The following is a 24,839-nucleotide window of genomic DNA, read 5'->3' as shown; positions in this document are numbered from 1 at the left end:
AACCTGACTATTTTGTCACTTCACCTGCCTCAGCACCGCGTTAACACAAGGCCGCACGGCGGGCAGGCCTATCGCCCATTCGCGTCAAGCGTTGCGTGAGCGATGCCAGTTGCACAGCACTCCCCTGAGCCCCTGCTCGAATAATCTCGTGAGCCCAAGCAGGCAATTGGGGAGCAAGGCGATAATAGACCCACTGCCCCTCACGCTGGTCGCTCAACAGCCCACACTGGCGTAGCTGAGCTAAATGCCGCGACACTTTGGGCTGCGACTCCTGCAGCGCATGGGTCATCTCACACACGCACAGCTCCTGCTCTTGAGCAATTAGCAGTACCAGCATCAAGCGTGTTTCATCGCTTAAACATTTAAATACTTGCAGCGCCTGGGGTGCCATTAAGTTGCCCACCATAAATTCCCTGAACCAATCAACGATCAACGTAGTTTACGTCATCAAGGTTTACGTCACCAAGGCGACCGGAGGCAACCGTCAATATCCCCCACGATGGCGCACATGAACGCCCAATGGATAAATCCCAGACACGACAATACCGCCTACGATTCACGGGCAGTAGCGTTTAGCCAATTTAAAGATTAATTTAGAAAGGAAACAAGCAGTGGCAAGAAGGAAATGGCTCCTCGAGCAGGACTCGAACCTGCGACCCAATGATTAACAGTCATTTGCTCTACCAACTGAGCTATCGAGGAATCATGCACTACCTTAGACGAAGAACCGAACAAGATAGCTAAAAAGCGGTGGTATAACTTGGCTCCTCGAGCAGGACTCGAACCTGCGACCCAATGATTAACAGTCATTTGCTCTACCAACTGAGCTATCGAGGAACATCATAAGCTATATTTTTGAAGCTTTGTTTTACAAACCGAGTGTTTGCAAAACAATTGTGTTTAAAGCAAAGCCAACTTGCCATTGAGCAAGCGACTGGCTCCTCGAGCAGGACTCGAACCTGCGACCCAATGATTAACAGTCATTTGCTCTACCAACTGAGCTATCGAGGAACTGCTCAAACACGGTGCGTAGTATACCCATAGAAATGTGACGGTCAAGTATCGATTATGGATGAACGCTAGCCGCTGGTTTCCTGTATCCGTATAATGCACCTATCCAAGATAGTGGCTTGGTAGCAATCACCGGCCACTCGATAGCACTCCATTCATCCTCGTCCCTTGACGACTCATAGATGACAGGTACCGATGGCGAAGAAGCTCTTCATCAAAACGCACGGCTGCCAAATGAACGAGTACGATTCCTCGCGTATGGCGGATCTACTCGGTGAATCTCATCAGCTCGAACTCACTGACAATGAGCGTGAAGCCGATGTCATTCTGCTCAACACCTGCTCGATTCGCGAAAAAGCGCAGGAGAAAGTGTTTCATCAGCTGGGGCGCTGGAAAAAGCTGAAAGACGCTAATCCCAATCTCGTCATTGGCGTTGGCGGCTGCGTGGCAAGCCAAGAAGGCGAAGCGATCCGCAAACGGGCCCCCCACGTGGATATGGTGTTTGGGCCGCAAACCCTGCACCGGGTTCCTTCCATGCTGGATGCCCGCAGCAATAACCAGATTGCCGCCGTGGACGTGACGTTCCCAGAAATCGAAAAATTCGACCATCTGCCGAAGCCCACCTCTGATGGGGCAACGGCCTTTGTATCGATCATGGAAGGCTGTTCCAAGTACTGCACCTTCTGCGTCGTGCCTTACACCCGCGGGGAAGAGGTTTCACGCCCGTTTGAAGCGGTCATGGATGAAGTCATCCACCTTTCCGACCAAGGCGTGCGTGAGATCAATCTGCTGGGCCAAAACGTCAATGCCTACCGTGGTGAGAACCAGCTTGGCGACGAGATCGACTTGGCCGAGTTGATTGCCTGTGTGGCGGCAGTGGAAGGGATCGATCGTATCCGTTTTACTACCTCACACCCGGTCGAGTTTACCGACAGCCTGGTAGACGCCTTTGCGGATATTCCTGAGCTGGTGAGCCACCTGCACCTGCCGGTACAGTCGGGCTCTGATCGCATTCTTAGCGCCATGAAGCGCGGCCATACAGCGGCGGAGTACGTCGAAAAGATGGAGCGTATCCGCGCCAATCGCCCGGACATCAGCTTCTCTTCTGACTTCATCATCGGCTTCCCCGGCGAAACCGAAGAAGATTTTGAAGCGACAATGAACCTGATTCATCAGATTGGCTTTGATCACTCGTTTAGCTTCGTTTACTCCGCACGCCCCGGCACACCTGCCTCTGGGCTGCCGGACGAAACGCCGGAAAGCGTGAAAAAGCAGCGCTTAGCCATTTTACAAGAGCGGATCATCCAACAAACGGCCCAGATTAGTCGCCGCATGATGGGCAGCACGCAACGCGTGTTGGTGAACGGTTTTTCACCTCGCGACCCCGGCCAACTTTCAGGGCGCACAGAGAACAACCGTGTGGTTAACTTCCGCGCAGCCAACCCCACCGAGCTGATCGGCTACTTTGTCGATGTGGAGATTACCGAGGCATTTCCCAATTCGCTGCGCGGCGAACTTGCCTCGCCAGTGCGCTATTGATCGTTCACTTATCACAGATCATTGCCCCGCATCAGGCGGGGCAGTAAGCTGAACGATACATACACTAACGAGGGGTTTCCCACTCTTGAGCCAGCCAACACCTCAGGCCAATCGCATCATCACCTTAAGCCTTGAACCCAATGATCCGCAGCGCCTTGCTAGCCTTTGCGGCCAGCAGGACGAGCATTTGAAGCTGATTGAAAGCCGCCTGGACGTGACGCTGCGCAACCGAGGCAATGTGTTCCAACTGGCGGGGCCGGCCAACCGCATTAAAGCCGCGGCAAACGTGCTGGAACATCTTTACCGTGAAACGGCCGCAAGCGAGCTTGAAGCCGATACCGTCCATCTGTTCCTGCAGGAATCGGGGCTTGAAGCGATAGATGAAGAAGAAGACGGTAGCGGCAGCAGCGACGAAGTGATCATGCGCACGCCGCGCACCATGATCAAACCGCGCGGCCTCAACCAGCAACGCTATGTGTCCAGCATCCGCGAACACGATATCAACTTTGGCGTTGGGCCTGCGGGTACGGGTAAAACCTATCTCGCCGTTGCCGCCGCGGTCGAAGCACTCAATCAGCAGGAAGTGCGCCGCATTCTGTTGGTACGTCCTGCTGTTGAGGCAGGCGAAAAACTGGGCTTTTTGCCGGGCGATTTGGCACAAAAAATCGATCCTTATTTGCGCCCGCTTTACGACGCCCTGTATGAAATGATCGGTTTTGAGCAAGTAGCTAAACTGATTGAGCGTCAGGTGATTGAGATTGCCCCCCTGGCCTACATGCGCGGTCGTACGCTCAATAATTCTTACATCATTTTAGATGAGAGCCAGAACACCACTCCAGAACAGATGAAGATGTTCCTGACCCGGATAGGCTTTGGCTCCACCGCCGTGATTACCGGCGACGTTACCCAGGTCGATTTACCCAAGGGGCAGCGCTCTGGGCTCATTCAGGTGCTCGACGTGCTGAAAGACACCCCAGGGATCGGCGTCACTCACTTTGCCGCCAAGGATGTGGTGCGTCACCCCTTGGTTCAGCGCATTATCGAAGCCTACGACATGTTCGAGTCCCAGCAAGAAGTGGAAGAGCGTGCTCGCCGTGAAGTGCGTCAGCAAGAGCGTGACGCTCGTATGCAATCGCGTGAAGGCTCTTGGGAAGGTTCGAGATGAACGAGTTGAGCGCCGATGAGCTGGTCATTGATCGTCAAGCAGTGATCAACGAACCTTCGCTTCCCTCTTTAACGCAGCTCACCCATTGGGTGGGCTGTGTTTTTGCCCACCACGTTGATGATCCGCGCCGCGAAGTGACGATCCGTTTTGTGGATGAGGATGAAAGCCAGACACTTAACCGTGACTACCGGGGCAAAGATAAAACCACCAACGTATTGTCGTTTCCCTTTGAAAGCCCGCCTGGAATTGAATTACCGCTATTAGGTGATCTGGTGATTTGTCATGCCGTCGTGGCGCAAGAAGCCAGCGAGCAAGGCAAACCACTTGAGCACCACTATGCCCACATGGTCGTGCATGGCATCTTGCATTTAATGGGCTACGATCATATTGATGATCAAGAGGCAGAGGAGATGGAGCAGTTTGAGCGCGAACTGCTAGCGGAACTGAATATTCCCGATCCTTATGCAGGCTCAGCCTCTGAGGAGATTCATGACTAAACGCTTTGCGATTAATCATTTATTGGTGGTGCGTTAAATCACGTAACAGCGAATCTGGTACTATCTGTCTGGCACTCCCCCCCGCATCAGTGATAAAACAGCTATCTGCCAGCGTAGACCTGGCAACAAAGCCGCAAACAAGTTAGCCATTGACTGCCCGCAAACGAGAGAATTGACGCATGAGCGAAGACCGATCGAGCAACCCTAGTCAAAAATCCTGGCTCGAGAAACTCTTTGGCGCCCTTTCCGGAGAAAATGACGAACCCAGCTCACGCGACGAGCTGATGACGTTTTTACGTCATACCGCTGGGAAACTAAAGCTGGATCAAGACGCCATCATGATTATCGAAGGCGCACTTGAAATCAGCGATCAGCAAGTACGTGAAGTACTGATACCCCGCTCCCAGGTGTCCGCCATCGCCTTGGATCAAACCAGCGATGGCTATTTGCCGCTGATTCAGGAAACGGGCCACTCCCGCTATCCGGTCATTGGGGAAAACCTGGATGACGTGAAAGGCATTCTGTTGGTAAAAGATCTGCTACCACTCCTTTCGCAAACCCAGGCCCAGCGGGACGCTTTCAAACTCGATGATATATTGCGCCCAGCCATGTTTATTCCTGAGTCGAAACGGCTTAACAGCCTGCTTAAAGAGTTTCGTGATACCCACAACCACATGGCCGTCGTCGTTGATGAATACGGCGGCACCGCGGGCATAATCACCATTGAAGATATTCTTGAGCAGATTGTCGGTGACATCGAAGATGAACATGATACCGACGAAGAGGATGATATCCGCACATTAGAGAATGGCCACTTTGCCATTCGTGCCCTGACCCCTATCGAAGACTTCAACGAACGCTTTGACACCGAGTTCTCCGACGATGAGTTCGATACCGTTGGCGGCTTGGTAATGCAGCAGTTTGGCCATTTGCCCCGCCGTGGTGAACATACCACCCTCGGCGGTTGGCGCTTTGTCATTCTGAATGCCGATACGCGTCGTATTCGTCTGCTCGAAGCCTATCGAGACCATCGCCGCGATGACGAAGAGAGCGACGAGCAGGAAGACCCAAAAGCCTAGCCAGCGTTACTACGCTTTCTGATAACTCTTTCGAACCTTACCGTAGATAGGCGATCCGCTATGGGCCTTTCCCCCGCGTTTTTATTACAGCTGCTTGCCGCCCTGGTGGCAGGCGGTTTTACCACGTTAACCGCTTCTCCGTTTGAACTATGGTGGCTAGGCCCTGTCGCGATTGGTTTACTCTATATCGGCCTCCATACCTTGACGCCCGCCCAGGCGGCTTTTAAAGGCTGGCTATACGGCGTAGCGCTGTTTGCCAGCGGCACTTCGTGGGTGTACGTCTCTATTCACGACTATGGCTATACCGGTGTGCCGCTGGCAGTGTTTCTCACCGCGCTGTTTGTAACGATCTTGGCGCTCTTTTTCTCCGGCACTTTCTGGCTCTACCGCCGTTTTACTTCTGCCCGGCTGGCGTTTATCAGCTTCGCGGGCGCGTGGGTTTTGGGCGAGGTGCTGCGCACTTACCTTTTTACCGGCTTCCCCTGGCTGCTAATGGGCTCTGGCTATGTCGATTCGCCACTAGCCGCCTGGGCGCCCGTAGGCGGCGTCTACCTGCTGTCATTACTGGTGGCGTTAAGCGGCACCTTCGCTGCAGAGCTACTGCGCCGTCAATGGTGGACACTCGCCCCTCTGGCCGCGATCTGGTTAGTTCCGTTGGCATTGCCGCAGCAGTGGACCACGCCGGTCAGCGAACCCACCCGTGTGGCGCTACTGCAAGGCAATCTGCCTCAGCTATTGAAGTGGACGCCTGAAGGACAGCGCACGGCGGCGAACACCTATAGCGAACTCACCCGCGAAGTCGCCGATGAAGTGGATCTGATCATATGGCCTGAAACGGCCCTGCCCATGATGGAAGCCCAGGCCCGCCCGGTCTTGGAACGCGTGCAATCCAATCTACCGCCCGATGTCGCCCTGCTTACCGGCATCGTTCAGCGCGACGAGCAGGAGCGCTATTTCAATAGCGTGATTGGCGTTGGCAATGTCGAGGGGAGCTACCATAAAGAGCACTTAGTGCCTTTTGGTGAGTACTTGCCGCTAGAAAGCGTACTACGCGGAGCGATCGATTTCTTTGACCTGCCAATGTCGACCTTTACCAAAGGCGAGCACGAGCAGACCCCCATGCAGGCCGCGGGTATTAATATCGGCAATGCGATCTGCTATGAAATTATTTACCCCCAGTTAGTTGCCCGCCGCGCGCAAGACAGCGGTGTGATCATGACGGTCTCGAACGACACCTGGTTTGGCGCTTCGATTGGCCCCCATCAGCATTTGCAGATGGCACGCTTGCGGGCACTGGAAAATGGTCGTTATGTGATTCGCGCTACCAGTAACGGCATTACGGCGATTATCGACCCCAACGGCCGCCTAGTGGAGCGCGCACCGCAGTTCGAAACCACCCTGCTGACCGGCGAGTTTTACGCCATGGAAGGCCTGACACCGTTTACCCGTACCGGCAGTTGGCCCGCTTGGCTATTGGCAGGTTTGATGCTTTTACCGGGGCTGTTGGGTGTAAGAACCACTCGCCAGCGTCGTAGCTGACACAGCGCTAAGCTTTAAGCCTTGACCAAAAAACGGCCCGACGCCTTTACAAGCATCGGGCCGTTTTATTGACTCACGCTAGCCACTTCTTGAGAAGCTTGATAGGTCGCTAGCCAATCGGACATCTAGGTAGCACTATTTTTTAGCGTCGCCATATCAATCACGAAACGATAGCGAACGTCGCCTTTCTCCATCCGCTCAAAGCCTTCGTTAATGTTGTTGATATCGAGCATTTCGATATCACAGGTGATGCCTTTGTCAGCGCAGAGTTTGAGTAGCTCTTCGGTCTCTGCAATGCCACCAATGAGCGAACCGGCTACCACGCGGCGCTTAAAGACCAGGTTGAACGCTTCAATAGCGGGCTCGATGGGCTCTAGCAGACCGACAATGATGTGCGTGCCGTCATACTTCAGCGATGTTAGGTAGGGGTTTAGATCGTGCTGTACAGGCACGGTATCGAGCATAAAGTCGAAGGTTTCTGCAACGGCATCCATCTGTGCCTGGTCGCTGGAAACCACCACGTGGTCAGCACCGTTACGCTTGGCTTCTTCCACTTTAGCATCGGAACGGGTAAATACCGTGACTTCAGCCCCCAGCGCTTTGGCCAGTTTAACGCCCATATGGCCTAAGCCACCCATGCCAATAACACCCACTTTATGGCCTTTACCCACACCGTGATGCTTGAGCGGTGAGTAGGTGGTCACACCGGCACAAAGAATCGGCGCTGCTGAGGCTAGATCGATCCCATCAGGCATCTGCAGTACAAAGTGTTCACTCACCACGATGGCGTCGGAGTAGCCACCCTGGGTCATGGTGCCGTCCTGGCGGTCTTCACTGCCATAGGTCATGGTGAAGCCTTCCAGGCAGTACTGCTCCACGCCATCTTTACAGGCTGAACAGGTGCGGCATGAGTCCACCATACAGCCCACACCCACCAGATCACCGGCCTTGAAGCGCGAGACTTTGTCACCGACAGACGTCACACGACCCACAATTTCATGGCCAGGCACAACGGGGTATTGGCTCATGCCCCAATCGTTACGCGCAAAATGGAGATCACTGTGGCAAACGCCGCAGTAAAGAATTTCAATGGCAACATCGTCAGGACGTGGCTGACGACGATCGAATGTAAAAGGGGCTAAGGGCTTATCGTTAGCAAATGCCGCATAGGATAATGCTTGGCTCATCGGTGGAACTCCTTATCAACAAAAGACTGCCATATTTATCAGCAGACATTTCCTCGCATGCGAGGTATGTCGATAGTATTGGCCTAATCCATGAGGATAGCGATGAACGAAGCTACGCCATTTTTGCCAATTACTCCGGCAGCACGTAATAAAATAACAAAAAATAGTCAGAAATCGATATGATTGTATAAAAGCCACCAGAAACCAGAGAGAACAACCATGGCCTCAACCGCTCAGGCTGGCAATGCGCTGACTGCTGTTATCGCCCCTCTCATTCAGCGTGACGGTATCAGTGACACCCCTCTGCCGGGCGTTTCGCTACTCTGTTTAAGCCGCCACCAAGTACGGACCCCGCTTCTTTATGAGCCAAGCCTGACCATCATTGCCCAGGGAAGAAAAATGGGTTATCTGGGTGATCGCGAAATCTATTACGATCCCGGTCACTATTTAGTCCAAACGCTACCATTGCCCTTTGAGTGTGAAACCTACGGCTCACCGGAAGCACCGCTGCTGGGTATATCGGTACGCCTGGATCCGGCACTATTAAGCGAGATGGTCACAGCCATGGGTGATACCGGGCATCACGACCGAGCACCGTTACCGATGGCTTCAGTTGCCATGACTGAGGGCATGCAGGACGCCGTTTTGCGCTTGGCACGCACGCTAAATGAAGCGGTAGAGTGCAACACGATGGGCACAGCACGTATCCGTGATGTGGTATTTGAGGCACTAAAGGGAGAGCAAAGCCAAGCATTAAGGGCACTGGTACTAGGGCACGGTAATTATTCTCGCATAGTGCAGGTGCTTTCCAAACTCCATGCTAACTTTGCCCAAGACTTTAGCGTGGAACAGTTGGCTGCACAGGCCAATATGAGTGCATCGACGTTTCATCAGCATTTTAAGCAGATTACTCGCTCGTCCCCGGCCCAGTATTTAAAACGGCTTCGCTTAATTAAAGCACAGCAATTACTGCTGCAGGATAATCACAACGTCAATCAGGCCGCTGCGGCGGTGGGTTACCGCAGCGTGCCTCAGTTTAGCCGCGACTATAAGCGCTACTTTGGCGAGCCGCCACTTCAGCATCGTCGCCAAGAGCAGGCGTTACGCGCTTAAAACGAGCTCAATATCGCGCTTACTTGGCAAATACCTGACTCATATCTTTAAATGCTTTGAACTCTAGAGCGTTTCCGCATGGGTCGAGCAAGAACATAGTGGCCTGCTCACCCACTTCACCTTTAAAGCGAACATAAGGCTCGATCACAAATTGGGTATCGCGCGCTTTCAGACGATCAGCTAGGGCTTCCCACTCACCCCACTCTAAAATCACACCGAAGTGCGGCACCGGTACGTTGTGCCCGTCTACTGGGTTGGTATGAGCACTCTCTTGCCCCGGCGTTTTAGGCTGTTCATGAATGACCAGTTGATGACCAAAGAAGTTAAAGTCGACCCACTGCTCACTGGAACGCCCCTCTTCCAGGCCAAAGACGTCGTTATAAAATGCGCGTGCCAGCGCCACATCGTAAACAGGAATGGCTAAATGAAAGGGTGAAAGGCTCATCGTCATCTCCAACTTAGGTGAGTATTATTCGGACTCGGTGGCACTTTAGGCCGCCACGGTGTATTCATCCTAGGGCGGCGCATGGGAAAATAAAATCAATAACTTTTTGGCTGATTCACAAAAAGGATTTATCAATGATCCGCGAGCTAAAGACGCTGATTACCGTCGCTCAAGAAGGCACCTTTGCCGCAGCGGGCAACAAAATTGGCCTAACCCAGGCAGCCGTCAGTGCACAAATGAAACGTTTGGAGGAAGAACTGGGTATCGCCCTGTTTGAACGTAAAGGCCGCGCCGCGATATTAACTCAGCGGGGGCAAGAGACCCTTAAGCAAGCACAAACGCTATTAAAGCTCTACAGTTCGCTAGGTGCTTCCTTGTCAGGCCAATCGACGACACAGCGGGTCAATATCGGCGCCATCGCTTCTATCCAGCGTTCGCTACTCCCCGATGCATTGGCGCACTTTCATCACCTTTATAGTGAATGCTGTACACGCGTGGTACCGGGGCTTTCCATGGAACTGGTCAATCAGGTCGACGCGGGAGAATTGGATATGGCGATTATTATACGCCCGCCCTTTTCGCTACACAGCGATTTGCGCTGGACGCCCCTTGCCCACGAACCCTTCCGCTTGATCGTGCCGACTAATGCACCGGGTAATCAGTGGCGGGAACTACTCGCCAGCCAGCCATTTATCCGCTATGACCGGGCCTCCTTCGGCGGTAGGCAGGTGGAGCGCTTCCTACGCCATAACCACTGCAATGTGCACGAAGTATGCGAAGTCGACGAACTAGAAGCGATCATTAAGCTAGTGGCCAAAGGAGTCGGCGTCGCACTGGTGCCCGAAGCAATGGCGCACGCCCGCTGGCCAGCGGGCGTACGTGCAGTTGCGTTAGGCGAGCGAACGTTTCACCGCGACATAGGGCTGATTCATCCTACCAGCGGCCACTTGAGCGAACCTGCCCGTGCACTTGCCCAACTCATTGGTGACATTGCCCAGCGACCGGGTCATGACCACTAAGTCATTTCTTTCCCTATTATAGGAGTCAACGTATGAAACCAGAGGATCTGGAAAAGTTAGTCACCCGCACCATGCCCTTTGGCAAGTATGAGGGTCGCTTGATCGCCGACCTCCCCGGGCCTTATTTAAACTGGTTTGCCCGGGAGGGATTTCCCGCTGGAGAGATGGGTCAGTTGCTGCATCTCATGCATGAAATCGATCATAACGGACTTGGCCCACTGCTCGACCCGTTGCGCAAGACGCCCCGTCCGCGCGACGAGACTTAATGATGAAAAGGGCCGCGTTCGTTTAGGGCACGCTGAAACTCCGCCCGGTAAGCGGGTTCGTGGAGGGTCGGATCTTCGGGAAAACGGTCTAAGGCGACCGCTAACTCAAAAAAGCCCGCCGCGGGTAACGCCTCGCCCTGGCGGCTAACCACCAAGGCGGCAATGAAAGGCGTTTGTTGCGCGGCGTCTTCACGCATTAACTGCTCAAGCGCCTGGGTAACTTGCCCAATCGTACGCGGCGGCGTTAGCCCGAGCTCAGTAGCCACCTGTTGATAGGTCATTGGCAGTGCTTCGTGCGGCGCGCTTAAAAGGAGCTGACGCAAAGCCGTGGCGTTATCGCTCATACTGTCCCTACTGTCAGACGTTAATTTAGCTTTCGATGCTGCCTTTGTGCTAAGAGTAGCTGAAAAAAGCAGTTGAAAAGAGAAGCCCAAAATGATGCACCAAGGAGATAAGATGGCAACGCAATCGAAAGCGTCACGCCCTAGAGGTGGCCGCTGGCCCGGCATACTGACGGGGCTGGCCCTACTGCTGCTCATAGCAGCGGCCGTCATGATGGCAGGGGCTGGCCCGGCTTACCATGGTGAACTTATCTCCTTAGGTGAGGCGTTTAGCTTACTGCGTAACGGCGTCTATACCGCTGGAGGTGCGGTGGCAGTCAGTGTTATTGCGCTACTGTTAGGCATGTTTGCTCGCCGTTTTACATCTGCCTTAGTGGCCTCTCTGATCATTATCACTGCAGCGGCGCTCCTTTATATTCCCTGGCAACACTGGCAACGCGCTCAAACGGTACCGGCCATTCATGACATCACAACCGATATGCAGACCCCTCCTGCTTTTGAAGCCCTAGCCGAGGCACGTCAGATAGCACCCAATGGAGTCGCCTACCCAGGCGAGACTACCGCCCAGCAGCAACGCGCGGCATACCCTAATGTTCGGCCACTGGTTATCGATGAGACGCCACAAACCGTGCTCGCTGCGGCCCAAGCAGGAGCGGAAGAAGCTGGCTGGCGCATTGCTCGAATCACCTACGATCGCATAGAAGCCACGGCAACGACCCGCTGGTTCGGTTTTGAAGACGACGTGGTGATTCGCTTATCAGAAGTCGAAAACGGTGTGCAGGTCGATATGCGTTCTGCATCGCGCCTGGGTGCCAGCGATGTGGGCACCAATGCGGCGCGCATTGAAGCTTTTTTAAGTGCGCTGGAAGCACGGCTTGAATAAGTCGCTTATATGACGCGTTTTCAAGCGCTTTTTTATAAACCTGTTAATGCAGCGATCCCGACCTGCGGCAGCCCTCACGCGCTATAATTTGCTCAGCATCCAATGTCGCGATAGGCACCTGGTGTTGCGGAGGGATATCGCCAGTTAATTGAAGCGCTTGGTAGCGCAGTGCGCACACCCGTAAAAACGAAGTGAAGTTACCCAAATCGTGCCCGGCATCGATCGATTCATGATACAGCCGGGTAATCATTTGGGCGGTGTTCATACCATCGCGCTGGGCGATCTCTTCAAGAATGTGCCAAAAATAATTTTCCATTCGCACACTGGTCACCATGCCATCGATACGCAACGAGTGTGTCGCACTGCGCCACAGTTCAGGGTCGGCTTGAATAAAAAGTTTGCACACAAGCGTTACCTCTCCAATTAGTCCTTTCAAGCTCACGCTATCAATATAGTGGGCAATAGCGCCGAACGCCCGGCGAGGCCGGGCGCAAAGGTAACTATGTTATCGCAGCGGGCTTCACTTATTTAACAATGCCATAAATTGCGCCAGCCATGCTGGGTGGGCTGGCCACGCTGGGGCGGTGACCAGGTTGCCATCGGTCACCGCATCCGTCACTTCCAAATTGGCAAAGTGGCCTCCGGCAAGCTCTACCTCCGGCTGGCAGGCCGGATATGCGGAACACTGCCGTCCTTCAAGCACTTTTGCAGCAGCCAAGAGCTGCGCACCATGGCAGATGGCCGCCACGGGCTTATTGGTCTCGAAAAAGTGCTGCACCATGGTTAGCACTTCTTTATTGAGACGAAGGTATTCCGGTGCGCGACCACCCGGTACCACCAGGGCATCGTAATCGGCGGGGTTAATGCTGGCGAAATCAGCATTAAGTGCGAAGCGATGCCCCGGCTTTTCAGAATAGGTTTGATCGCCTTCAAAATCATGAATCGCGGTGGCTACGGTATCGCCTGAGGTTTTTCCAGGACAGACAGCATCCACTTGATGGCCAACGGCCATCAAGGCCTGAAACGGCACCATGGTTTCATAATCTTCAGTGAAGTCGCCGGTGATCATTAAAATGCGCTTGCTACTCATCTCATTGCTCCTCTTATTGATCTTATGGTTATTGATCGAGTATTTGAGAACACGCGAGGCGTGTGAAATGAGATTAGCAAGCGCTTAACGGCAATAGGTAGTAATTGCTTACTACTCGATAATTTCTTCCCTTTGGGGCAAAGATAAATGACGCTGCCCCGCCTTATCGCTTACGCGAAAGCGGCCCACCAGCGAATGCATATCACCCGCTCGATCATCCAGCGTATGGCTGGCGGTTGTGGCTTCTTGTACCAGCCGCGCGTTTTGATGCGTGACTTGATCCAATTGAGAGATAGCTTGGTTGATCTGATCAATACCTGCCGACTGTTCGTGGGTAGCATCCGCAATCTCAGTAACATAGCGCGTTACCTCGCCAAGACTCGCTATGATGTCTTGGAGATGCTTGCTGGAAGCGTTGACGAGCTGCTCACCCTCGCTCACTTTCGCGACACTGTCGTCTACCAAGTGACGAATTTGAGCGGCTTCTTCAGCGCTGCGCCCCGCCAACTTACGCACTTCCTGAGCCACCACCGCGAAGCCACGCCCCTGCTCTCCCGCTCTTGCAGCTTCAACGGAGGCGTTTAGCGCCAGCAGGTTGGTTTGAAAGGCAATATCGTCGATCGCTTTAATAATGGAGGTGATTTTTTCGCTTGCCTCGCGGATATCGCCCATGGCGGCAGTCGTGCGCTTGGCAACATCACCCGCCGACCGTGCGCGCTGATCCACGCTACCGCTTGCATCTTTTGCTTGGTCAGCGTACTCAGCCGTTTGCTTCACCGTGGCGGTAATCTGTTCAAGGCTTGAGGCCGTCTCAGCCAGCGATGCTGCCTGCTGATCAGTTCGCTGGGAGAGATTTTCGTTGCCAGCAGCGATTTGGCGGCTGCTGGATGCGATAGATTCGGCGCTTTCACGAATTTGCGCCACCATGCCTTCGAAGGTGTCCATCATGTTATTAAACGCTTGCGCCGTTTGGCCCACTTCATCGTTGCGCTTTAGCTCAAGACGCTTGGAAAGGTCGGCGTTTTCACCTGCTGTGCCACTAATACTTTCCATTTGGCGGCGCATCGCTACCAGCGGCCCCAGTACGCGCACCATCGTACGCCAGCCGAAAATCGCCAATAGCGCAATAACAATCAAGGTCACCATGATCAGTAATGAACGGCCAGCATTAGCTAGCGTCTCAGCCTGGGTCGCGGCATTGTCAGCCTGGGCAACGGTATACGCTTCAACGTCACTTAGGGCCGAGCGCATTTGCGCCATGGCTTGGGCAACATTAGTGAGCGCCGCCTGCACCTGTTCATGGAGCGCAAGTTGCTGGAAACGAAGTTCATAGACGGCGTTATCATCGGATATCATCAGCCCTTCCAGCTCTACGATGACCTCGCTAAGATCATCAATCAGCGCACGCTGCTCTACTTCGGTACTCGGAGCATTGGCAATTGCCGCCAGTGATTGACGAGCAAGACCAACCTGTTGAGCAATTTCATTATGGCGCAAATTGACCAGCGCATCAGAGCTCTCCATTTGCATCATTTGACGCCCAAGGTCAGATAATTGCGCTAAGGCCATGCGAGCATTACCGCTCAAGCGTCCAATATCCGCTTGTGCGGCAAACATATTATCCAGAAGCGTAGTAGGCAGTGTCGTCATACCATCTTCGCGCCAGGCTTCCATTAACTCACGCTGGTCACGGTCACTGCGCACTTGGGCCAGCGCTGCACGTCCGGCAATATCTTCGGCGCTAAGCATCACTTGAGAAATAAGTGTTTGCATCGCACTAATACGCTCGGCCATTTGCACTTGCAGGCTCACCTCTTCACGGCGTACTGCCTCAAGTGCCGTATCGCCCTCAATCAACGCTTGGTAATGGTTATCCAGCTCACTTAGGCCTTCTGCGTGATCAACCCCACTCAGTCCCTGACGGGCGGTTTGAAAACGCTCATCTAATGCGGCTTGTGTGGTGACTGCATCAAGGCCCGTCGCGTTCTCTGCAGCAAGCAAGTCCGCATGACGCTGACCAAACGCCCCCATGGTAAGCACCATGCCACGGCTGGCGTCCTGAAGAGGTAAAACCTCACCGGTAATATAACGCTGCGAGTCGATAAGCCGCTGGTTAGTGGTCCAACCTGTTGCAGCTAGAACCACAGCGCCAAGCACTGCCGCTAAGAACAGGCTGATCAACATGGCTCTAATACTTAACGTTTTTTTCATTATCTGATTTCACTTGTGTCAGGGACTTACAGGTAACTTAAGCCTAAATACCGTCGCTGTTACGGTAACAGACTCGCCCACTCCACCGACTCGAAACGGCCGTTCGTGATAATGGTTGGCCATATCGCATCGCTGGCTTGGTGATCATTACGTCCAAGGCTGAGCGGCTCTTCCAAGCCAATATCGATGGTACCCAGACCAAGCAAACCATCCACAATGGCGTCACGATCTGGTTTTGCACCCGCCGCCTTTACGCCTTCCACAAACAGCTTCGCAGCAAGGTAGCCTTCGAGGGAAATAAAGTCAGGTTCACTACCGCGTGAATGCGTGGCTAGCGCCTGACGATATGCTTCTACAGCAGGTAGGTCGGCATCTAGAGGCGGCACTACCTGGGTAATAATCACGCCTTCTGACAACTCTCCAAGCTCATCCATTAGCGCTTGGCTGCCAACGAAAGAGACGTTCAAAAATACGGCATCGGGTAGGTCGTTGCGTGCTTCACGAATGAAATCTGCCGCGGGCCCGTAAGTGCCCACAATAATGACCGCCCGAGGTGTCACCGGCGCTTGCAGAATGGTCGCCAAGCCTTGGTGGATATTGCGGGTACCGCGGGTAAAACGCCCATGGGCCAGCGCGGCGATGTTTCCAACGCCCTGGGAGGTTAACGCCTGTACAGCCCCATTGTAGCCTGCATCACCAAAGCTATCGTTTTGGGTGAAAAAGGCTATTTCCTCAGGCAATACGCCCGCTTCCAAGAGTCCATTGACCATAGCTGCCGTTTCTTGAACGTAACTGGCCCGGTAATTGATTACATAGCGATCAGGCGGTGTTTTGCGTAACACACCCGCACCGGTAAACGCGCCATAAAGCAGCGTTTCGAATTCATTGTAAAGGGGGATAGTGACGGTCGCTGTTAGCGTGCCAACGTTGCCGATTGCCGCCAGCACTTCATCTTCTTGTATCAGTTGGCGGGTATTGCTGGCGGCCTGGAGCGGTTGATACTGATCATCACGGGCGATCAATGCTAACGTTTCACCGTTTACGCCGCCAGCCGCATTCACCTCGGCGAAATAGGTTTCGATCCCCTTTTGCATACCCAGCCCTAAAGGGGCGGCGCCTCCGCTGGAAGGGGCGACAATGCCAAAGGTCAGCGCTGCCTGGGTCAATGGCGAAATCAATAGCCCGGTGAAGAGCGTTATATTGATTAGCCGCTTTTTTAACGGTCTTTTACTTAACAATAGCGTTCCCACTCGTCGCATTGATCTGCTCCTCACTCGCTAGATCACTTCCTCAACCTATAAATGGCTAGTTAGCGTCAAGTGATGAGCACCATCGCCTGAACACCAACATTACCAATCTGTTACTCACTACTATCGGCAGGAGAATATACGACTAAAGATTTATTATCGCTAAGGACTAAGTAATTATTGTTGCCTGTTCTGTAACTACATAGAACCACGCTAGCAAAATAGCCAGTTTTTAAATATTAATCAAATACTTAGTGGAATTAAGCCAGCGCTAATCAGGTCGTTCAATGGCAAACCGATCGCTAATGCGAATGTAATCACTGCCTGCTAAACGGCCAACCGGTTTGAGCAAATTCATATCCACATGACGGCCGTCCCAAAGCGCATCATCAATATGAATGGAAATCACCTGCGCCAGCACCAAGGTACCTGCCAGGGGTTGATCACCAAAACGAATCATGTCGAACAGTTTGCAACCAAACGCCACCGGCGCATTGGCAATTCGCGGTACGCTAACGCCTGGCATCGCCGCCTTTTCCAGCCCGGCCAGGGAAAATTCGTCTTGCTCCGGCGGAAGGCTGGCACTGGTGGTATTGAGCGCTTCAATTAAGCCTTCGCTTCCCACATGCACAACACATTCCGCGACGTCAGTTAAATTACGCACCGTATCTTTAAGCTCACCGCTACCGTTGAGCAGTGGTGAAAACGCCAGCACGGGTGGGTTTACACTGGCAACATTAAAAAAAGAGAACGGCGCTAAATTGGCATTGCCGCGTTTATCCTGGGTAGACACCCAGGCAATCGGCCGTGGGCAAACAGTCCCGGATAACAGGCGATAAATCACGCCTGGGCTTAAGGAGGATTCATCTAATAGGTAGTCGCTCATTTTGGCTCCTAGGGAACAGGTTTAAGCGTGGTATTTTCAGGGTACTCTCTCAGCGTATTAGCACTTTATAACAGCATTTCCAGCATAGCCGCGTTTTACAAACATAACCGTTGCCCAGCTAAGGAACCGATTCAATGAAGATTGTTATTCCCGATGATTATCAAGACTGTGTGCGCCGTTTAGACACCTTCAACCAGCTAGAAGGCCATGATGTAACGATCTATCACGACACCCTAACCGATCTGGACGCGCTGAGTGCGCGTTTTCAGAATGCCGAGGCGTTAGTGCTGATTCGTGAACGTACCCCGATCACCGCCGCGCTGCTGAAGCGCTTGCCCAACCTGAAAGTTATTAGCCAAACCGGAGGCGGTGCAGCACACGTGAATATGGAGGCTTGTCGCCGCCACGGCGTTACCGTGATGGCGGGCACTGGCTCGCCCTACGCCGCAGCCGAATTGACCTGGGGATTGGTGCTGGCCGCCATGCGCCATATACCGTCAGAGGTTGAGAACCTGAAAGCGGGCCGTTGGCAGCGCACCTTGGGTACGGGGCTCAAAGGTCGCACCTTAGGCATTTTCGGTTACGGAAAAATTGGCAGCCTAGTGGCGCGCTATGGTCAGGCATTTGAAATGAATGTGTTGGTATGGGGACGTGAAGGTACCCGCCAGCGCGCTACCGATGCTGGGCTCGAAGTAGCCGAAAGCCAAACAGACTTTTTCCAGCGCGCGGATGTACTCAGCCTGCACCTTCGTTTAAATGACGATACCCGCGGTATCGTCAGCGCTGAATCCCTCGCTCAAATGAAGCCTACAGCTCTTCTGGTCAACACTAGCCGTTCTCAGCTAGTGGCACCAGGGGCGCTTGAACAAGCACTCAAAGCCGGGCGGCCTGGCCAAGCGGCGTTAGATGTCTTTGATGCAGAACCTGTGTTAGGAAATTCACTGTTGGCACTGCCCAATCTAGTAGCCACACCGCACCTTGGCTATGTGGAAAAAGATAGCTACGAGCTCTACTTTGGCGATGCGTTTAGCAATCTGCTGGCCTATATCGATGGTCAGCCAGTGACCAATCTAGCCAGTTAAAAGCTGGCGTTACTGCTTGGGTTAAGTACTTAACGACCACCGCCTCTGTGCCAATTGTGCTAGCCTTGTAGGTTCACGAGTCACACAGGGACCATTAATGCTCACCATTTCTAGCAACGTTACTTTGGCTGACTGGGAGATCGATATCAGCCAGATTCGCGCCCAAGGGGCGGGCGGCCAGAACGTCAACAAAGTCGCCTCAGCAGTTCACCTGCGCTTTGATATTCTGAGTTCTACGCTGCCACCACATTATAAAGAGCGCTTAATGGCGCTCTCGGATCAGCGCATTAGTAAAGAGGGCGTGGTGATTATTAAAGCCCAAAGCCATCGCAAGCTTGAACTCAATAAAGAGGATGCACTGGCACGTTTAAAAGAGCTAATTCAAAGTGCCACCAGACAGCAAAAAGTACGCCGCCCCACCAAGCCGACCAAAGGCTCTCAGCGCCGTCGTGTCGATCACAAAACACGTAAAGGCAAAATTAAATCACTGCGCGGCAAGGTGTCGGCCTCTTGATGGCTAAACCGCTCACTAATCGCCCACTCTCTCCCTGTGTGCAAATATGCAAGATTGAGCCTGCCACCTCGGTCTGCCACGGCTGTGGTCGAACGCTGGATGAAATCGCCGGCTGGGGAAGTATGACCGAGGCCGAAAAGGCCCCGGTATGGGAACGCCTAGAAAGCGAGGGCTATGCCTCCAAAAGCTAGGGGGTTGATGGCAATGTCGCAGGCTGATGACGATCGCTCAATATATGATGCAGTTCGCCACAGGCCACCATCGGGTCATCGCAGTTGATCACAATATCCGAATGCGCCAGCACATAGCTGCGACCAGTAATGGTGTTTTCCACGACCTGATAAGCGCCCTCTTGGTGGGTGCCAATAAAGGTGCCGATAAATCCCGTCTCACGTAGTGACACCGTCTCTAATTTATCGCCTATCTTCAGCCGCCCTTCATAGTTCATCAAGGCCAATCGGGCCGAGGTACCTGTTCCCGTGGTACTCCGGCAAATAACGCCTGGATGCACATAGGTGGTCGAGCGTGAGCGTATATAACCTTCCGTCACTTGCTCTTCAGGCCCCATGAAGTGCAAAAACGGCAGTGGCCCTACGTCGCCCAGGGTGTAGTGGGAAAAGCCTCGCTGCGCTTTGATGGCTTCGACAATTTTGTAGGCGCACTCAGAAAGCGCGCGCTCTTCATCGCGCGTGAGCTTAAAGCCCAACTCCGTGGCATCCACTAAGGCGTAAAAACCGCCGCTATAGGCGATGGAGTAGGTGACATCGCCAATACCCGGCACATGAATCGTATCGCGATAGGTATCGATATAGCTGGGCAAGCCGCCACAGGTGACTGACTCCACCACGCCGTTATGTACCTTGGCTTCGATCTGTACTAAGCCTGCGGGCGCTTCCAGCTTAAAGCGCTGAATGCCTTCTTGCTTGGGCACAATACCGCTTTCCAGTACTGCCGTTGCGGTACACAGCGTGTTGGAGCCTGAGTAAATGGGATACCCCATCACTTCCATAATGATATAGCCCGCTACCGCCTCCGGGTGGCTGGGTGGAACCAATAAATCCACTGACATTTCTGGAATGCCATAGGGCTCTTCCAGCAGCAGGCGGCGTAAACCGTCAGCATCATCGCGCAAGTACTCCATCTGTTCGCGCACGGTGGCACCCGGCAAAATATCAATGCCGCCCGTCACAATACGGCTAACATCGCCACCGGCGTGGGTATCCATTAGCTGGATTTTATGGAGGTTATGCACTAGCGGTGCTCCTGAGCAGCGGTAGAGGTATTTTCAAGGGCAAAAGGGGCGCCGTGAGAGGCCCACTGGGCATCCGGCACAAGTACAATTTTTCCCAGATAATTACTGCCCCGGTTGACGAAATAGCGTTCGGCGGCATGGAGATCGGAAAGTTTGAAAGCCGCGTGCAGTACCGGCTTCAATTCGCCACTGCGAATCCATGCCACCAGCTGCTCGGCCTCTTCCCGCGTACCATGGGAAACACCCAATATCTGCACTTGATAGAGATAAACACGCGTCCACATGATCTCGCTGAGGTTGCCGCCGCTAGCGCCAGCAATAGACAGCCGCGGATAGCTTTTACGCCCCTGCATATCGACAATCATGGTATCGATAAAGAGATTGGTCATCTCACCGCCGACCAGATCCATCACCGCATCAATCGGTTTACCGCCAGTCGTTTCCAGCACGCGATCCACAAAGGTAGGCAAATCGCCACGATCGATTACCGCTTCGGCACCCAGCGCTTTAAGGGCATCCGCTTTGTCTAGCTGGCTGACCGCATAAGGAATAGCGCCCACAATGCGGCAGAGCTGAATCAACGCAGTGCCCACACCGCCGCTGGCACCACTGACGAGTATGCGTTCGCCAGCACTGACCTGAGCGGCCGTCATCATGTGGTAGGCAGTTTGATACGAGCACATGCCCATCGAGGCAAGCTCTGCATCATGCAATTCCGGATTAGGGATGTGGTAGAACTGGTCAGCAGGAACAGCGATGTACTCAGCAAAACCGCCGTCAGCGCCATGGCCGTAGTAGTCAGGCGTAAGGTTAATGTCTCGACGCTCGTCGGCGTAGATATTAAAATCGAGCAGCCCACGCTGGCCAAGGCGTTCGGCGTCAACGCCCTCCCCAACTGCCACGATGCGGCCCGCCACGTCGGCGCCTTGAATACGCGGGAAGGTGAGCGTTGGCGTCCCGCCCATGGCAAAGGACGTGACATCACCTTTATCCTTGGTGGGATAGAGGCCTTCACGTGCTTTTCGATCAGTATTGTTCTTTGCCGTGGCCGTCACTTGCACCAGCACTTCGCCCGCCTTCGGCTGAGGCGTAGCGACATCCTGATGGTACTGCAGTTTTTCGATATCACCATGTCCGGTCAAAAGCATGGCGGCCATCGTCGTCGGCACAGAGTGTGCAGTTTCGGCCATGGGGGCTGGCTCCTAAATAAGAGTGTATTGACACGTCAATGACAATAACAAACTCTCACTGAGTCTCAAAAGCCAAGTAAGCGGCATGGGCGGTGACGCTTGGCACGCAACCTCCCGGTAACCTAACAGCGAGCGTTAGCTAAACACAGGAACGCCAATCAGCACAGCATGTAAATAGAGAGCAAACACGACGTAGGCCACCAGCCCGATGACCACGGTAGCAAGCGTCGCCATCTTCGTGGTGCTAACCGGTGTTGGGGGTGTTAAACGATCACGCTTTTTAGCGGCTTTGAATGCCAAGATGGCCCAGACAAGAAACGCAGCAAAAAAGATAATATCGCCTAAGCGCCCGTTGGTCAGCAGGTGAGCAAACGCCCAGATTTTTACTGATAACGTCATCGGATGGCCAAGTTTGGCCTTGATCGCGTTATGCGGAATGAACGCTGCCGCTAGCATAATAAACGCTGGCAGCATGAGTAGTGCTACTGCATGACGCATGCCCATAGGAGGGTTCCAGACATAAATCGGGTCTAGGCGCATCTGGCCAAAACCGTAAATGGCAATCGCCAAACCAATCAAGGAAACCGCTGAGTAGGCTATTTTCCAGGTGGTTTCCCCCCACTTGGCAACCTGCTGCTGGTGCCAGTCTTCGGCAAAAATACGCACCGAGTGGCTGGCAAAAAAAATCACCAACCCGATAATCATAATGGTCATAAAACACTCCCTGGTAAAACGCTAGTCGACGGCTCGATGCCTTATAGTCTTGGTCGCTGGAGAGAATGCCACAGACGACCACCAACCACCTACGCATGCGTCAACTTTTCGTTAACTGGAGCATCTAAAACCAGTGTTTACGCTTAAATAGCCAAATCAAGATACCGCCAATTCCCAACATGGCGCCCCACACAAAAAAGTAGCCGTATTCATAACGCAGTTCAGGCATATTCTCAAAGTTCATACCATAAATGCCGGCGATAAACGTCAGAGGTACAAAGATCGCTGTAATAACGGTTAACACGCGCATGGTGATATTTAATTGGTGCGACGAGATAGAGATATAACCATCGATCAAGTCGCCACAAATATCGTAGTACATCTGGGTTAACGTATAGAGCCGCTCGAAGCGATCCGCTACATCGTTGATAGCATGCAGGGTTTCACTCTCTTCACGGGGTAAATGGGCATAGTCATAGGCCGTTAACTCTTGAGTAATCCCCTGGTGATAGCTAAAAATGCGGCGCATCTTAACTAGCCGAGAACGGTAGGTGATGATTTTACGCATCAGAACGTCATTCCCGTTGACTAGCAGCTCATCCTCAAGGTCACTTAACGCCGTTTCGAACTCCAACAGGCTATCGATATAAAACCCCGCCGAAATGTACATGACGCGCAGCGCCACGTGCTCCGGTGAGTGCGCCAGCAGCTTTTGACCCTGCTCTTTAAAAAGCCGCTCAATCGAAAGTGCTTGCCCAGGGTGAAGCGTGACGAGAAACCGCTCACCCACAAAGAAGCAGATCTGTTGCGGGAGGTAGTTTAGCTCGGCATCGAAGGATGAGATGCCACGGTAAATAATCAGCGTATGGTTATCAAACTCTTCTATTTTGGGCGGATGACGCTCTTTATGAGCATCTTGAATCGCCATGGGATGAAAATCGAACGCCTCCAACATAGTGCGCTCACTCTCCTGCGTTTCCCCCTGCATATCGATCCAGATATGGCTTCCCGGCGTGGCGTGCCAGAGCGATAACAGGCGGTCATCGCCCTCATGCACCTCGCCATCAGGCGTCGTTACAATGGCTCTAATCATCGTCATCCTTGAAGGTATTTGAGACTTAAAAGGTATTTGAGGCTTAAGAAGTATTGTCTAGTGGCTGGGCAATACGGACCTGGGCTTTTCCAGAGCGCTTGGCATCATACATGGCTACATCGGCTCGCTTTAGCAGCTCGTTGGCGGTTTCAGCGCTTGCCGGTAAGTACATTGCCACGCCAATGCTGACACTCACCGTCAGTACTGCCTTGCCAACGTTAAACGGCGCTTCAATGATGTGAACCAGCTTATTCGCTAACGGCTCAATCGCCGTGAGTTCACTACCTTCTAATAATAAGACAAACTCGTCCCCCGCCCAGCGCGCGATGTAATCGGTGTCACGAACGGCCTTAACCAACCGTTTAGCCATCGCGCGCAGCAGCTCGTCTCCCGCAGCATGGCCATGGGCATCATTAATGGCTTTAAAGCCATCCAGGTCCAGAAACATAACCGTCAAGGGTTTTTGAGTACGCCGCGTGCGAGCCATCGCTTCCGGCAGGCGTTCATCCAGCGCTCGCCGATTAGGCAGTTTCGTTAGCACATCTTCACGAGCCTGCTGATCGCGCAAACGCTCTAGCTGCTGCCGTTCGGTAATATCATGTATGAACAGACTCCGCCGCTCACGGCCATCGATGATCAATGTCTTTATCCGAATCTCGACGGGCAGGTCGCTGCCATCCTCGCGCCGCGCGCTATACATGACAGGTGCTTGATCAGATTCGGTTGGCAACCCTGTGGGGAAGAGCAGCTGCGTGATAGGTCTTGCCAGCGCCGCTTTACGTGGCCAACCGAACATGAGCTCTGCCGCGCGATTCCAATCGAGAATAATGCCCTGTGTATCGATACTAATATAGGCATCGTAGGCGGATTCTATGACCAGATTGAGCTCGTTTGTGCGCCGCTCAATTTGGCACTCCATGCTGCGATGAAGCTCGTTTAATGCCCGCTGCGAAGCCTGTGCATTCTTGCGTTCCCGCGCCAACCGCTCGCGAAGGCGAATTTCGTCCGTTACGATGGCGGCCAAGTCCTGCAATGCCGCCAACTCCTGATCCTGCAGCACTCGTGGTTTTCGGTCAATCGCGCAGAGCGACCCTAATGCAAGGCCCGTCGACGTGCACAGTGGGATACCCGCATAAAAGCGAATACCTTCTGGGTCAATGACATAGGGATTATTGGCAAAGCGCGGATCCTGGCGTGCATCTTCAACGATCAACGGTTCAGGGGCCATGACGGTGTAAGCGCAAAACGCGACATCACGACCTGTCTCGCGCGTTTCAACGCCCACACGAGACTTGATCCACTGACGTTCGGCATCAATCAGCGTAATGGTTGAGATCGGCACGTTCAGCAGCTGAGTGACCAGCCTGGTGACACGGTCAAACGCAGGTTCATCTGGGGTGTCTAACAGTTCAAGCTCATAAAGAGCGGCTAAGCGTGCCTCTTCATTAAGTGCGATTGGGTAGCTCATGGTTGTTT

Annotated in this window: 26 protein-coding genes and 3 tRNA genes; 12 read left to right on the top strand and 17 right to left on the bottom strand. The window is 53.4% G+C overall.

The features are described 5' to 3' along the window. Nucleotides 1-40 precede the first annotated feature (40 nt). From ACUN8H_RS07835 to ACUN8H_RS07820, 4 genes are all read right to left on the bottom strand, one after another. Complete coding sequence (locus ACUN8H_RS07835; protein WP_445531588.1) at nt 41-406, bottom strand: metalloregulator ArsR/SmtB family transcription factor; 366 nt, start codon at nt 404-406, stop codon at nt 41-43. Nucleotides 407-626: 220 nt separating this feature from the next. Next, nucleotides 627-702 (bottom strand) — tRNA-Asn (locus tag ACUN8H_RS07830). Between the two features lie 59 nt (nt 703-761). Continuing rightward, nucleotides 762-837: transfer RNA gene (locus ACUN8H_RS07825), tRNA-Asn, on the bottom strand. A gap of 98 nt (nt 838-935) precedes the next feature. After that, nucleotides 936-1,011, bottom strand: a tRNA-Asn gene (locus ACUN8H_RS07820). Between the two features lie 195 nt (nt 1,012-1,206). On the opposite strand from ACUN8H_RS07820, the gene miaB reads away from it, so the two are divergent. The 5 genes from miaB to lnt all read left to right on the top strand — a co-directional run bounded on the left by miaB (nt 1,207) and on the right by lnt (nt 6,830). Continuing rightward, nucleotides 1,207-2,550 carry a tRNA (N6-isopentenyl adenosine(37)-C2)-methylthiotransferase MiaB gene (gene miaB / locus ACUN8H_RS07815; RefSeq protein ID WP_445531587.1) on the top strand — a complete coding sequence of 448 codons (1,344 nt, stop codon included), beginning with the start codon at nt 1,207-1,209 and terminating at the stop codon, nt 2,548-2,550. A gap of 85 nt (nt 2,551-2,635) precedes the next feature. Continuing rightward, nucleotides 2,636-3,715, top strand: coding sequence for a PhoH family protein (locus tag ACUN8H_RS07810; protein WP_445531586.1), 1,080 nt, complete (start codon nt 2,636-2,638; stop codon nt 3,713-3,715). Further along, nucleotides 3,712-4,212 (top strand): rRNA maturation RNase YbeY, encoded by a 501-nt coding sequence (gene ybeY, locus ACUN8H_RS07805; RefSeq protein ID WP_445531585.1) that lies wholly within the window; start codon nt 3,712-3,714, stop codon nt 4,210-4,212. Before ACUN8H_RS07810 ends, ybeY begins: the two co-directional genes overlap by 4 nt. A gap of 179 nt (nt 4,213-4,391) precedes the next feature. Further along, a complete protein-coding gene (locus ACUN8H_RS07800; protein ID WP_445531584.1) occupies nt 4,392-5,291 on the top strand; it encodes an HlyC/CorC family transporter in 900 nt (299 codons plus the stop codon). A 60-nt stretch (nt 5,292-5,351) separates the two neighbouring features. Then, nucleotides 5,352-6,830 (top strand): apolipoprotein N-acyltransferase, encoded by a 1,479-nt coding sequence (gene lnt, locus ACUN8H_RS07795; RefSeq protein ID WP_445531583.1) that lies wholly within the window; start codon nt 5,352-5,354, stop codon nt 6,828-6,830. Between the two features lie 125 nt (nt 6,831-6,955). Here lnt and ACUN8H_RS07790 read toward each other — a convergent pair whose 3' ends face one another. Beyond that, on the bottom strand, nt 6,956-8,017 hold the full coding sequence (locus ACUN8H_RS07790; RefSeq protein WP_445531582.1) for an NAD(P)-dependent alcohol dehydrogenase: 1,062 nt from the start codon (nt 8,015-8,017) through the stop codon (nt 6,956-6,958). 219 nt (nt 8,018-8,236) lie between these two features. Between ACUN8H_RS07790 and ACUN8H_RS07785 the strand changes: the two genes are divergently transcribed. Continuing rightward, nucleotides 8,237-9,130, top strand: coding sequence for an AraC family transcriptional regulator N-terminal domain-containing protein (locus ACUN8H_RS07785; RefSeq protein WP_445531581.1), 894 nt, complete (start codon nt 8,237-8,239; stop codon nt 9,128-9,130). 19 nt (nt 9,131-9,149) lie between these two features. On the opposite strand, the gene ACUN8H_RS07780 is transcribed toward ACUN8H_RS07785, so the two are convergent. Then, on the bottom strand, nt 9,150-9,575 hold the full coding sequence (locus ACUN8H_RS07780; protein ID WP_445531580.1) for a VOC family protein: 426 nt from the start codon (nt 9,573-9,575) through the stop codon (nt 9,150-9,152). Nucleotides 9,576-9,709: 134 nt separating this feature from the next. Between ACUN8H_RS07780 and ACUN8H_RS07775 the strand changes: the two genes are divergently transcribed. Then, nucleotides 9,710-10,594, top strand: coding sequence for a LysR family transcriptional regulator (locus ACUN8H_RS07775; protein WP_445531579.1), 885 nt, complete (start codon nt 9,710-9,712; stop codon nt 10,592-10,594). A 32-nt stretch (nt 10,595-10,626) separates the two neighbouring features. Next, nucleotides 10,627-10,860: a DUF3820 family protein gene (locus ACUN8H_RS07770; protein ID WP_295711485.1), complete on the top strand. Its 234-nt coding sequence runs from the start codon at nt 10,627-10,629 to the stop codon at nt 10,858-10,860. On the opposite strand, the gene ACUN8H_RS07765 is transcribed toward ACUN8H_RS07770, so the two are convergent. After that, on the bottom strand, nt 10,857-11,204 hold the full coding sequence (locus ACUN8H_RS07765; protein WP_445531578.1) for a hypothetical protein: 348 nt from the start codon (nt 11,202-11,204) through the stop codon (nt 10,857-10,859). The two genes, ACUN8H_RS07770 and ACUN8H_RS07765, sit on opposite strands and share 4 nt — an antisense overlap. 112 nt (nt 11,205-11,316) lie before the next feature. Here ACUN8H_RS07765 and ACUN8H_RS07760 point away from each other — a divergent pair, with 112 nt between their 5' ends. Further along, nucleotides 11,317-12,084, top strand: a complete 768-nt coding sequence (locus ACUN8H_RS07760; RefSeq protein WP_445531577.1) for a DUF1499 domain-containing protein — start codon at nt 11,317-11,319, stop codon at nt 12,082-12,084. A 43-nt stretch (nt 12,085-12,127) separates the two neighbouring features. On the opposite strand, the gene ACUN8H_RS07755 is transcribed toward ACUN8H_RS07760, so the two are convergent. The 5 genes from ACUN8H_RS07755 to ACUN8H_RS07735 all read right to left on the bottom strand — a co-directional run bounded on the left by ACUN8H_RS07755 (nt 12,128) and on the right by ACUN8H_RS07735 (nt 17,518). After that, on the bottom strand, nt 12,128-12,490 hold the full coding sequence (locus tag ACUN8H_RS07755) for a ribbon-helix-helix domain-containing protein (protein ID WP_445531576.1): 363 nt from the start codon (nt 12,488-12,490) through the stop codon (nt 12,128-12,130). A 114-nt stretch (nt 12,491-12,604) separates the two neighbouring features. After that, complete coding sequence (locus ACUN8H_RS07750) at nt 12,605-13,174, bottom strand: DJ-1/PfpI family protein (RefSeq protein WP_445531575.1); 570 nt, start codon at nt 13,172-13,174, stop codon at nt 12,605-12,607. A gap of 111 nt (nt 13,175-13,285) precedes the next feature. Further along, on the bottom strand, nt 13,286-15,385 hold the full coding sequence (locus ACUN8H_RS07745; protein WP_445531574.1) for a methyl-accepting chemotaxis protein: 2,100 nt from the start codon (nt 15,383-15,385) through the stop codon (nt 13,286-13,288). A gap of 59 nt (nt 15,386-15,444) precedes the next feature. Further along, on the bottom strand, nt 15,445-16,644 hold the full coding sequence (locus ACUN8H_RS07740) for an ABC transporter substrate-binding protein (protein ID WP_445531573.1): 1,200 nt from the start codon (nt 16,642-16,644) through the stop codon (nt 15,445-15,447). A gap of 259 nt (nt 16,645-16,903) precedes the next feature. Further along, nucleotides 16,904-17,518 carry a flavin reductase family protein gene (locus tag ACUN8H_RS07735; protein WP_445531572.1) on the bottom strand — a complete coding sequence of 205 codons (615 nt, stop codon included), beginning with the start codon at nt 17,516-17,518 and terminating at the stop codon, nt 16,904-16,906. Nucleotides 17,519-17,652: 134 nt separating this feature from the next. Between ACUN8H_RS07735 and ACUN8H_RS07730 the strand changes: the two genes are divergently transcribed. From ACUN8H_RS07730 to ACUN8H_RS07720, 3 genes are all read left to right on the top strand, one after another. Then, on the top strand, nt 17,653-18,600 hold the full coding sequence (locus ACUN8H_RS07730; protein ID WP_445531571.1) for a D-2-hydroxyacid dehydrogenase family protein: 948 nt from the start codon (nt 17,653-17,655) through the stop codon (nt 18,598-18,600). A gap of 97 nt (nt 18,601-18,697) precedes the next feature. Next, nucleotides 18,698-19,114 (top strand): alternative ribosome rescue aminoacyl-tRNA hydrolase ArfB, encoded by a 417-nt coding sequence (arfB, locus tag ACUN8H_RS07725; protein WP_445531570.1) that lies wholly within the window; start codon nt 18,698-18,700, stop codon nt 19,112-19,114. Then, nucleotides 19,114-19,305, top strand: a complete 192-nt coding sequence (locus ACUN8H_RS07720; protein WP_445531569.1) for a DUF1289 domain-containing protein — start codon at nt 19,114-19,116, stop codon at nt 19,303-19,305. The genes arfB and ACUN8H_RS07720 overlap by 1 nt, the downstream gene beginning before the upstream one ends. On the opposite strand, the gene ACUN8H_RS07715 is transcribed toward ACUN8H_RS07720, so the two are convergent. The 5 genes from ACUN8H_RS07715 to ACUN8H_RS07695 form a co-directional block, all read right to left on the bottom strand. Next, a complete protein-coding gene (locus ACUN8H_RS07715; RefSeq protein ID WP_445531725.1) occupies nt 19,302-20,339 on the bottom strand; it encodes a proline racemase family protein in 1,038 nt (345 codons plus the stop codon). The genes ACUN8H_RS07720 and ACUN8H_RS07715 overlap by 4 nt on opposite strands. A gap of 26 nt (nt 20,340-20,365) precedes the next feature. Then, a complete protein-coding gene (locus tag ACUN8H_RS07710) occupies nt 20,366-21,556 on the bottom strand; it encodes a zinc-binding dehydrogenase (RefSeq protein WP_445531568.1) in 1,191 nt (396 codons plus the stop codon). Nucleotides 21,557-21,691: 135 nt separating this feature from the next. Beyond that, entirely contained in the window at nt 21,692-22,270 is a 579-nt protein-coding gene (locus ACUN8H_RS07705; protein WP_445531567.1) for an NnrU family protein, read from the bottom strand. Nucleotides 22,271-22,394: 124 nt separating this feature from the next. Next, complete coding sequence (locus tag ACUN8H_RS07700) at nt 22,395-23,363, bottom strand: magnesium transporter CorA family protein (RefSeq protein ID WP_445531566.1); 969 nt, start codon at nt 23,361-23,363, stop codon at nt 22,395-22,397. Nucleotides 23,364-23,406: 43 nt separating this feature from the next. Beyond that, on the bottom strand, nt 23,407-24,831 hold the full coding sequence (locus ACUN8H_RS07695; RefSeq protein ID WP_445531565.1) for a diguanylate cyclase domain-containing protein: 1,425 nt from the start codon (nt 24,829-24,831) through the stop codon (nt 23,407-23,409). Between the last annotated feature and the right edge of the window lie 8 nt (nt 24,832-24,839).

Source organism: Vreelandella sp. V005 (assembly GCF_052645115.1).
The sequence above is the reverse complement of the archived record's forward strand: the minus strand, read 5'-3'. Positions and strand labels throughout refer to the sequence as shown.